The organism is Phenylobacterium sp. (assembly GCF_036263695.1).
Taxonomy (GTDB): Bacteria; Pseudomonadota; Alphaproteobacteria; order Caulobacterales; family Caulobacteraceae; genus Phenylobacterium.
Window position 1 is genome coordinate 1 of record NZ_DATAGM010000182.1, and the last position, 8,905, is coordinate 8,905.

Sequence of the window (8,905 nt, forward strand, 5' to 3'; positions counted from 1 at the left end):
CATGGTCACCAGCATGGGCGTATAATCTTCCTCACAAGACGCTCATGGAGGTGGAGCCGACACACACGCACGCCCACCCGACAAAAGGGACCGCGCATATAAGCGCGAAACAGCCTCGGTTCAATTGCCGCGACGCAGCAACGCCTTACGCTAGGTAAGCACGCAGCGGCGCTGTGACAAGCTCGCAGGCGCCATGGCCGCCGGCGTCGCAACATTGGCGGGGGTCTTCCTGTTGTCAGGCGACAAGGAAGGAGCCAGCCATGACTGAGCACTCGGGCGAAGCCCTCACCATCATGAAAGTCGATCCCAGGCTCGATACTGGAGTGACGGTCTACTCCCCGGCGCAGGGGGTGGACGGGCGCCTGGCCGACCGCCACTCGGCCTACCACGACAACATCTCCCCGCCGCTGACTTGGACCAACGTGCCGGACGTCGCCGCCTGGGCGGTGATCGTCGAGGATCCCGACGCCCCGCGCGATCTGCCCTTCGTCCACTGGATGATCTGGAACATCCCCGGCGAGGCCCCCGGCCTGCCCGAGGGGCTTCCAAACAACGCCGAGCTGATCTCGCCGCAGAACGCCGTCCAGGGGAAGAACGACATGGGCGGCTACGGCTGGTTCGGCCCCAGGCCCCCGGCCGGCCATGGCGTGCACCGCTACTACTTCCAGGTCTTCGCCCTCGACGACCAGATCCCGATGGGACCGGACACCCCGCTCAACGAGCTGCTCAACGTGCTGAAGGGCCACACCATCGCCAAGGGCGAACTGGTGGCGACCTACGAGGCGCCGACGCAGCAGTGATTATCACCTCTCAGCCCGGCGAAAGCCGGGACCCAACCTGACTCTCCGCCAGGCGGCTGACTCGGATTGGGCCCCGGCGTGCGCCGAGTGAGCGGTTATGAAGTCAGACCGCCACCGCCTCGAAGGTCAGCCCACGGTCGGAGCTGCGGGGCGGGCGGGCGCGATTGTAGTTTCCGAACACCTGGACCTGGCCGAAGCCGCAGCGCTCCAGGGCCATGGCGAACTCCTCGCGGCCCCAGAAGCGTCCTTTCATGACCTCCAGTTCGGACTCCACCAGCCTCCCCTCCCGCCAGCGCTCATAACGCATGTGCGATAGGCTGGTCTGGGCCAGGTGGTCGGTCGCCACCAGCTGGTTCTCGAACCGGAGCAGGTCGCCATTGGCCGCCGTCCAGGTGCGGATCGAGTGAGCGTCGGTCCACATGGCGCCGAGCACGGGGAGGTCGATCATCAGGAGCCCCCCCGGCTCCAGGTGTTCCCGGAAGCGGCGGAGCACGGCCAGCGCCTCGTCGAAATCCGAGACGAAGGTGAAGGTCCCCACCGAACAGATGACGGCGGCGAACCGCCGGTCGTAGGCGAAGTCCTGCAACCGCGCCTTGCGGACCGGGGCGGGGAGGCCGCGGGCGGCGCAGTTGCGCCGGCAGTTCTCCAGCATATGGTCGGAGGCGTCGAAACCCTCGACCTCGCAGCCCGCCTCCAGCAGCGGGATCAGCATCCGCCCGGAACCGACCGCCGGCTCGAGGATCGGGCCGCCGATCCCCTTCAGGCGCGCCAGGTAGAAGGGCACGTCGTTCAGAGAGCCGGCAGGCTTGTCGATGTCGTAGATTTCCGCACAGAGGCTGCCGTACGGATTGAGCGTCTCTTGAGTAGGCATGGAGTCTCGCAGGTTTCGCCGGCCCCCGCGGGCGCGGCGAGGCAAAGGTCGGCCGGTGCGACCGGCCGGGCGGACTGCGGATCGGCCCGGAGCCTGTGTTAGGCGAGGAGCGCCAAGATGGAGGCCTGGGCTGCGATCTGCGGACGTTGCTGAGCCTTCACGCGCGCCTCCCTCTGCTTTGCGACCCATGGAGCATGAGCTTGGCCCGAGCCGGCGTCAATCACAGGCGGGTTGACGCTAGGGCGCCGTAGTCGAACCCAGCGCCCGCCGCTATCGGTTGGGAAAGTCTAAAGAAGGAGACACGGCATGGACGGCGACGCGCACCTCGGCAAGCTGAACCGGCAGGCGCTGGAGCAGATCCCGCCCGCCCTGCAGGCCATCGTCGACGCGGGCGACGTCTCCGGCTTTGTGACGCTGGTCTGGCGCAAGGGCAAGGTGGTGCAGGTCAACGCGATCGGCCAGCGTGACATCGCCGCGGGCAAGCCGATGACCCGGGACACGATGTTCCGGATCGCCTCCATGACCAAGCCGATCACCTCGGTCGCGGCCCTGATGCTGATGGAGGAAGGCAAGCTCCGGCTCGAGGATCCCATCACCACGTGGGCGCCCGAGTTCGCCGACATGAAGGTGCTGAAGAGCCCGACGGGCCCGGTGGAGGACACCGTTCCTGCGCCGCGCGACATCACCATCGAAGACCTGATGACCCACCGCTCGGGGCTGGCCTACAACTTCACCTCGGTCGGCCCGATCGCCCACGCCTACCAGGCCGCGCTCGGCTCGCCGCTGCTGGGCCCGTACGGCGCGGACGAGTGGATGCGCCGGCTCGGGGAGCTGCCGCTGACCTATGCGCCCGGCGAGCGGTTCCACTACGGCCACTCCACCGACGTGCTCGGCTTCATCGTCGGCCGCATCGAAGGCAAGAGCTTCGGCCAGGTGCTGGAGGAGCGGATCTTCGGCCCGCTCGACATGACCGACACCGGCTTCTGGGCCAATCCTGAGAAGGCCGACCGGCTGGCCCGGCTCTACAAGGCGCCGGCCGACGGCGGGCCCCTGCAGGACGTCTCCTATCCGCCCGAGCCGCAGCGGCCGGTGTTCGAGGCCGGCGGCGGCGGCCTGATCTCCACCGCCGACGACTACCTGAAGTTCGCCCGCATGCTGCTGAACCGCGGCGAGCTCGACGGCGTACGGCTGCTGAAGCCGGAGACCGTCGAGCTGATGACCACCAACCGGCTGACGGACGCGCAGCGCCAGATCCCCTTCATGGGCATCCCCTTCTGGCTAGGCCAGGGCTTCGGCCTGGGGCTGTCGGTGGTCACCGACCCGGAGAAGCAGGCCTGGATGGGCGCCGGCTCAAAGGGCGCGTTCGGCTGGCCGGGCGCCTTCGGCACCTGGTGGCAGGCTGACCCGGCCCAGGACATGGTGTTGATCTACCTGATCCAGAACGCCATGGACCTCGGCCCCGAGGCCGCCTCGCAGCTGGCCACCGGCCAGCGGATGGGCGCGCGCGCCGCCCTGCCCGTGTTCCAGAAGCGGGTCTACGGGGCGATCGAGGCCTGACCTAGCGGCCGCGGCGGATGTCCACGCACATCCGCTGGCCCTGCCACATGTCGCCCATCAGGGTGCCGTCGCGGCCTGCGTCGCGGCGGGCGTTCTCGAATACGCGGGACTCGGCCGGCGGCCGCTCGCCCGGGGCGCAGACCGGCGCGTCCACCCGGATGCCGCCGTTCGAGCAGAGGCAGATATCCTCGCGCTGATCGACGCGCGAGGCCGGCCGATGACAGACGGGCGGGATGATCGAGCCGTTGACTTCGAGACACAGCGTCGTCTGGGTCGGCGGGTTCTGGTTCATCGGGGATTGGGCCTGGGCGGCGCCGGCGATCAGGGCCAGAGCGGCCACGAGGGGGAGGTGTTTCATTGAGGCGCTCCTTTTGCCTGAGCATACCACGTTCCAGCCTCCATACGCGCTGGACAGGTCTTCGGATGCGTTTCTTTTCATTCGGCTTTCACCACGTTCTGCGGACGATGGCTTAACCCTCGCCGCCGCAGGCTTCGCCCGGGGATGGAAGGGGCGAAACATGGATCCGATCGTAACGGCCCACTACGGGATGATGGCGGCCACGCACCGCTTCGACGATGCGGCGCGCCGCGCGGTTGGCTCCGCGGGCGGGGAGTTCGGCGACTTGGCGCAAGCCAGCGCCGACATGTCCGAGGCCAAGGCGGAGCTCGAAGCCAACGTCTTGGTGGTGCGCACCGCCGAAGAGATGCTCGGCTCCCTACTGAACATCCGCGCCTAGACTTCCGCGCGCCGGGGGCTTAGCGCCCCCCCATGGCGCTGAAGTCCCTGTTCGTCACCCGCGTATACGAAGCGACCCTCGCGGAAGAGCGCGGCTTTGCGGCATTCAATCGCGAGCTGGAAGACGCCTGCCGGATGCTGGCGGTTGAGGACGTGGCCGGCCGCGCCTGGTGCCGCGAGCATGGCTATGCCGGCTACACCTCCTACGCCTCCCTCGACGACCTGCCCCAGCGGGCCAGCGTCTTCGCCCAGCTGAAGACCCGCCTCGACCGCCACGCCCGCGCCTACGCCGAGGCGCTGCAGCTGGACCTCGGCGCAGGCCGGCTTCGACTCGACAGCCTGTGGGTGAATGTCCTGAAGGCCGGCGGCGCCCACTCCGGCCACATCCATCCGCACAGCGTCCTTTCCGGCACGGTCTATGTGGCCGTCCCACCGGGAGCCAGCGCCCTGAAGCTGGAGGACCCGCGCCTTCCGCTAATGATGGCCGCCCCGCCGCGGAGAGCCGACGCCGACGAGGGCCAGAAGGCGTTCGTCTATCTGGCGCCTCAGCCCGGCACGGTGCTGATGTGGGAGAGCTGGCTACGGCACGAGGTGCCCGCCAACCGCGCCAAGGCTGAGCGGATCAGCATCAGCTTCAACTACGCGTGGCGCTGAGGCGTTGTCCGGCAAGGAGACCGCCATGACCGACAAGACCGTGCTCGGCGTCCACGCCGCCCACCGCGACGACATCGGCGACCTGGTCACCCGCAGGCCGCTGCCGGGACCTGGCCTGGACCAGGTCGACCCGTTCCTGTTCCTCAACCATCACGGCCCGCAGGTCTATCCGCCGGGCAACCGTGGCCTGCCGTTCGGGCCGCACCCGCACCGCGGCTTCGAGACGGTGACCTTCATCCTGGAGGGCGAGCTCGCCCACCGTGACACCGGCGGCCACGAAAGCGTCATCCGTGCGGGCGGGGTGCAGTGGATGACGGCCGGGCGCGGGCTGGTGCACGCCGAGGTCTCCCCTGAGGACTTCAAGCGCCGCGGCGGGCCGCTGGAGATCCTCCAGCTGTGGGTCAACCTGCCCTCGCGGCTGAAGATGACCGAGCCCCGCTACACCGGCGTGCAGCAGGACGAGATCCCGAGCCTGTGCGACGGCGGCGTCGAGCTGAACCTGATCTCCGGAAGCCATGGCGGCCGGACCGGGCCGATCGAGTCCCTGACCGGCGTCTTCATGTCGACGCTTCGGATGGAGGCCGGCGCGAGCGTCGGGTTCGAAGGCCTCTCGGGGCGGCACGTCTTCCTCTACCTGGTGTCCGGCGAGATCCGCATCGGCGGGCGCAGCATCGCCCAGCACCACCTGGTCCAGCTCGACCGGGCCGGCGCGATCCTTCGCATCGAGGCGGCCCAGGCGGCGGTGCTGGTGTTCGGTCATGCCGACCCGATCGACGAGCCGGTGGTCGCCCACGGCCCATTCGTGATGACCAGCGTCGAGGAGATCCGGCAGGCCTACGCCGACTACCAGGCCGGCAAGTTCGGGATGATGGCGGCCTAGGCGCCGGTTGCGCCCGGCCCGGCGGCGGCCCAAGCTGCCCCCATGAACATCCTGACCCCGCGCACGCCCTGGGCCGAAGCCGGCGAGGCCCTGCTGCCCGACCTGATCGCCCTGCGCCGCGCCATTCACGAGGAGCCGGAGCTCGGCCTCCAGACGCCCAAGACCACCGCGAAGGCCAAGGCGGCGCTGGCGGGCCTGCCGCTGGAGATCCGCGAGGGCCCGTCCACCACCGGCTTCGTGGCCATTCTGCGGGGCCCGGAAAACGGGCGCACGGTCCTGCTGCGCGGCGACATGGACGCCCTGCCGCTGCACGAGGACACCGGCCTGCCGTTCGCCTCGAGGACCGACGGGGCGATGCACGCCTGCGGCCACGACACCCATGTGGCCATGCTGGCCGGCGCGGCCCGGGCGCTCTGCGCGCGGCGGGACGAGCTGGCGGGCACGGTGGTCTTCATGTTCCAACCGGGCGAGGAGGGCTTCCACGGCGCCCGCTACATGCTCGACGACGGGCTGCTCGATCCCCTGCCCGACGCCGCGTTCGCGCTGCACATCACCCCGAATGTGCCGACCGGCGTGTTCGCCGGCCGCGCCGGGCCGCTGATGGCCGCCGCCGACGAGTTCGAGATCACCGTCACCGGCAAGGGCGGCCACGCCTCGCAGCCGCACGACGCCATCGACCCGATTCCCATCGCCTGCGAGATCGTTATCGCCCTGCAGACCATGGTCACCCGTCAGGTGCCGGCCTTCGACCCGGTGGTGATCACCGTCGGCAAGATCGCCGCCGGCACCACTGACAACGTCATCCCCGAGCAGGCGATCATCCTCGGCACCATCCGATCCTTCTCGGAGCGCTCGCGCACCCTCGCCCACGAAGGCGTGCAGCGTGTGGCCGAGAACATCGCCGCAGCCCACCGGGCCAACGCCCAGGTCGAGCTGACCCACGGCTTCCCGGTCACCGTCAGCGACGGCCGCGCGGTCGCCCTGGCCGAGCAGGTGGCCGGCGAGCTCTACGGCGAGCGCGCCTGGCGCACCATGCCCTCGCCGGTCATGGGCGCGGAGGATTTCTCCTACGTGCTGCAGAAGGTCCCCGGCGCCATGGTCTTCCTGGGCGCGACCCCGGAGGGCGGCGACTTCCGCAGCTGCTGCGCCCTGCATTCCAACCGCATGGTGCTGGACGAGGCCGTCATGGCCCGCGGCGTAGCCATGCACTGCGCCTTCGCCGAGGCCTTCCTGCGCGACGGGTTCGCCTGAGCGCAGCCAACGCGGCGCTTCGGCGTTTCGGCTTCGAGCCAGAGACCGACGCCATGACCGACGCCGCCGCCGCCACTGCGCCTCCCGCCGCCAACCCGCCCAGGAGCGAGATCCTCTATTGGGCGGCGCTGTTCGCCATCATCGGCCCGCCGATCGGCGCCGTGCTGCCGGTCGGGGCGCTGATCTTCTCGGCCGTCTCCAGCTTCGATGCGGCCTTCCCGCTGGGGATTGCCGCCCTGCTGCTGGTGGCCATCCCCGCCTGCTACCTGTTCGGCCTGGTCCCCGGCGCCATCGCCGGTGCGGCGGGGAGCTTCCTCGCAACGCGGCTTTCCAAGCGCGCGGCGGTGATCGGCGCCACGGCCCTGGTCGGCGCGGCCGCCTCCTCGCTGTGGTCGGCGCTGATCTCCGGCTTTTCGGAGCTGGACGCCTGGATCCTGGTCTGGATCGCCGCCGCCGGCGCGATCTCCGCGGCCATCTGCGCCTACATCGCCACGGCCCGTGACGCGCCGCCGGCTGAGCCCGACGGCGCCGCCTAGCCGGCTTTCGGCGGCATCTCGTAGAGATCGGCCAGGCGCAGCAGCGCGGCCCGATCGCCGTGCACCGTGAGCGCCCCTTCCGCTTCCAGCGCCTCGAGTGGGACCTTGCCGTAGAGCAGGGCCGCAAGAGCGGAAGGTGAACCGAACACCTCCGCGTCCGGCGCCTCCGCCTCGCCGCGCTCGGCTGTGAGAGCGCCGTCCTTCACCGCCGCGCGGAAGGCCTCCTCGCCGAAGCGGAAGGCGATTTCGAACGCCAGCCCCTGCGCGCGCGCCGCCTCGAACTTGGCCCGCAGGGACAGCATCAAAGACACCGGGCTGAACGGCAGGGTCGGATCGTGCTGCGGCGACCTCACGGCCCAGCGACCCAGGGCCAGCAGAACCGGCTCGGCCTCCAGCCCCCATTCGGTAAGCTCGTAGACCTGCACGGAGGCCGGGGGCGGCAGCTTGCGTCGGCGCACGACGCCGGCCGCCTCGAGCCCCTCCAGGCGCTGGGTGAGCACGTTGGCCGACAGGCCGCTCAGGCTGGCGCGTAGGTCGCTGAAGCGGCGCGGGCCCAGCATCAGCTCGCGCATCACCAGCATGGCCCAGCGCTCGCCGATCAGGTCGAGCGCGTGAGCGGTGGCGCAGGCGTCGTCGTAGCGGCGGGAGGTTTGCTTAGTTATATTTTCTAACTCCAAGATTGCAATCTATAACTTACGGAGGCATGAGTCTCAACGGGTGGCAAGCAGCCCGTCAGGGAGAGACTTCGAGATGAGCTACATCGACGGAATGATCGCGGCCGTGCCGACCGCCAACAAGGACGCCTACCTGGCGCACGCCCGGGCGGCTTCGGAGGTCTTCAAGTCCCACGGTGCGGTGAAATGCGTCGACGCCTGGGGCGACGACGTGCCGGATGGCCAGGTCACCGACTTCCGGCGGGCCGTGCAGGCCACGACGGACGAGACCATCGTCTTCTCGTGGATCGCCTGGCCCGACAAAGCCGCCCGTGACGCCGGCTGGCAGGCCGTGATGCAGGACGAGCGGATGCAAAAGCTGCAGATGCCGTTCGACGGCAAGCGGATGGTCTACGGCGGCTTTGCGCCGCTGCTGGAAGCCTAGGCGCCAGCTGAAAGCAGAAGGGGCGGCCCTATCGGACCGCCCCTCTTTTTCGTCAGCTGTCGAGGAAGCTGCGGAGCTTGCGGCTCCGGCTCGGGTGCTTGAGCTTGCGCAGGGCCTTGGCTTCGATCTGGCGGATCCGCTCACGGGTCACGCTGAACTGCTGGCCGACCTCCTCGAGGGTGTGGTCGGTGTTCATGCCGATGCCGAAGCGCATCCGCAAAACCCGCTCTTCGCGCGGCGTCAGCGAGGCCAGCACCCGCGTGGTGGTTTCGCGCAGGTTCGACTGGATGGCCGCGTCGATCGGCAGGACCGCGTTCTTGTCCTCGATGAAGTCGCCCAGGTGGCTGTCCTCCTCGTCCCCGATCGGGGTTTCGAGGGAGATCGGCTCCTTGGCGATCTTCAGCACCTTGCGCACCTTCTCCAGGGGCATGGCGAGCTTCTCGGCCAACTCCTCGGGGGTCGGCTCGCGGCCGATCTCGTGCAGCATCTGGCGGGACGTGCGGACGATCTTGTTGATCGTCT

General features: G+C 69.4%; 12 protein-coding genes. 8 read left to right on the forward strand and 4 right to left on the reverse strand.

Going from position 1 to position 8,905, the window contains the following annotated elements:
- Positions 1-260: 260 nt before the first annotated feature.
- Positions 261-800 carry a YbhB/YbcL family Raf kinase inhibitor-like protein gene (locus tag VHK87_RS07430; RefSeq protein WP_329634267.1) on the forward strand — a complete coding sequence of 180 codons (540 nt, stop codon included), beginning with the start codon at positions 261-263 and terminating at the stop codon, positions 798-800.
- 103 nt (positions 801-903) lie between these two features.
- On the opposite strand, the gene VHK87_RS07435 is transcribed toward VHK87_RS07430, so the two are convergent.
- Positions 904-1,671, reverse strand: coding sequence for a class I SAM-dependent methyltransferase (locus VHK87_RS07435; RefSeq protein ID WP_329634268.1), 768 nt, complete (start codon positions 1,669-1,671; stop codon positions 904-906).
- A gap of 306 nt (positions 1,672-1,977) precedes the next feature.
- Here VHK87_RS07435 and VHK87_RS07440 point away from each other — a divergent pair, with 306 nt between their 5' ends.
- The gene (locus VHK87_RS07440) at positions 1,978-3,228 is read left to right on the forward strand and encodes a serine hydrolase domain-containing protein (RefSeq protein WP_329634269.1); all 1,251 of its coding nucleotides are present in this window, start codon (positions 1,978-1,980) and stop codon (positions 3,226-3,228) included.
- A gap of 1 nt (position 3,229) precedes the next feature.
- On the opposite strand, the gene VHK87_RS07445 is transcribed toward VHK87_RS07440, so the two are convergent.
- Positions 3,230-3,586, reverse strand: coding sequence for a hypothetical protein (locus VHK87_RS07445; RefSeq protein WP_329634270.1), 357 nt, complete (start codon positions 3,584-3,586; stop codon positions 3,230-3,232).
- Positions 3,587-3,746: 160 nt separating this feature from the next.
- Here VHK87_RS07445 and VHK87_RS07450 point away from each other — a divergent pair, with 160 nt between their 5' ends.
- From VHK87_RS07450 to VHK87_RS07470, 5 genes are read left to right on the forward strand one after another with little or no spacing between them, the layout of a single operon-like run.
- Positions 3,747-3,965: a flagellar hook protein FlgE gene (locus tag VHK87_RS07450; protein WP_329634271.1), complete on the forward strand. Its 219-nt coding sequence runs from the start codon at positions 3,747-3,749 to the stop codon at positions 3,963-3,965.
- A 32-nt stretch (positions 3,966-3,997) separates the two neighbouring features.
- A complete protein-coding gene (locus tag VHK87_RS07455) occupies positions 3,998-4,618 on the forward strand; it encodes a TIGR02466 family protein (RefSeq protein ID WP_329634272.1) in 621 nt (206 codons plus the stop codon).
- 25 nt (positions 4,619-4,643) lie between these two features.
- Complete coding sequence (locus VHK87_RS07460; RefSeq protein WP_329634273.1) at positions 4,644-5,498, forward strand: pirin family protein; 855 nt, start codon at positions 4,644-4,646, stop codon at positions 5,496-5,498.
- Between the two features lie 42 nt (positions 5,499-5,540).
- Positions 5,541-6,749 carry a M20 family metallopeptidase gene (locus VHK87_RS07465; RefSeq protein WP_329634274.1) on the forward strand — a complete coding sequence of 403 codons (1,209 nt, stop codon included), beginning with the start codon at positions 5,541-5,543 and terminating at the stop codon, positions 6,747-6,749.
- A gap of 53 nt (positions 6,750-6,802) precedes the next feature.
- Positions 6,803-7,285, forward strand: a complete 483-nt coding sequence (locus VHK87_RS07470; protein ID WP_329634275.1) for a hypothetical protein — start codon at positions 6,803-6,805, stop codon at positions 7,283-7,285.
- Here the strand turns inward: VHK87_RS07470 and VHK87_RS07475 are convergent.
- Complete coding sequence (locus VHK87_RS07475; protein WP_329634276.1) at positions 7,282-7,962, reverse strand: winged helix-turn-helix transcriptional regulator; 681 nt, start codon at positions 7,960-7,962, stop codon at positions 7,282-7,284. The two genes, VHK87_RS07470 and VHK87_RS07475, sit on opposite strands and share 4 nt — an antisense overlap.
- 73 nt (positions 7,963-8,035) lie before the next feature.
- Here VHK87_RS07475 and VHK87_RS07480 point away from each other — a divergent pair, with 73 nt between their 5' ends.
- On the forward strand, positions 8,036-8,383 hold the full coding sequence (locus tag VHK87_RS07480) for a DUF1428 domain-containing protein (RefSeq protein WP_329634277.1): 348 nt from the start codon (positions 8,036-8,038) through the stop codon (positions 8,381-8,383).
- 52 nt (positions 8,384-8,435) lie between these two features.
- Here the strand turns inward: VHK87_RS07480 and VHK87_RS07485 are convergent.
- Positions 8,436-8,905: sigma-70 family RNA polymerase sigma factor (locus VHK87_RS07485; RefSeq protein WP_329634278.1), on the reverse strand; the 470-nt coding region annotated here is incomplete at its 5' end.

Excerpts from the sequence above, each read along its gene's own strand:
- VHK87_RS07430 (WP_329634267.1), top strand. The coding sequence starts at position 261 with ATGACTGAGCACTCGGGCGAAGCCCTCACCATCATGAAAGTCGATCCC.
- VHK87_RS07435 (WP_329634268.1), bottom strand. The coding sequence starts at position 1,671 with ATGCCTACTCAAGAGACGCTCAATCCGTACGGCAGCCTCTGTGCGGAA.
- VHK87_RS07440 (WP_329634269.1), top strand. The coding sequence starts at position 1,978 with ATGGACGGCGACGCGCACCTCGGCAAGCTGAACCGGCAGGCGCTGGAG.
- VHK87_RS07445 (WP_329634270.1), bottom strand. The coding sequence starts at position 3,586 with ATGAAACACCTCCCCCTCGTGGCCGCTCTGGCCCTGATCGCCGGCGCC.
- VHK87_RS07450 (WP_329634271.1), top strand. The coding sequence starts at position 3,747 with ATGGATCCGATCGTAACGGCCCACTACGGGATGATGGCGGCCACGCAC.
- VHK87_RS07455 (WP_329634272.1), top strand. The coding sequence starts at position 3,998 with ATGGCGCTGAAGTCCCTGTTCGTCACCCGCGTATACGAAGCGACCCTC.
- VHK87_RS07460 (WP_329634273.1), top strand. The coding sequence starts at position 4,644 with ATGACCGACAAGACCGTGCTCGGCGTCCACGCCGCCCACCGCGACGAC.
- VHK87_RS07465 (WP_329634274.1), top strand. The coding sequence starts at position 5,541 with ATGAACATCCTGACCCCGCGCACGCCCTGGGCCGAAGCCGGCGAGGCC.
- VHK87_RS07470 (WP_329634275.1), top strand. The coding sequence starts at position 6,803 with ATGACCGACGCCGCCGCCGCCACTGCGCCTCCCGCCGCCAACCCGCCC.
- VHK87_RS07480 (WP_329634277.1), top strand. The coding sequence starts at position 8,036 with ATGAGCTACATCGACGGAATGATCGCGGCCGTGCCGACCGCCAACAAG.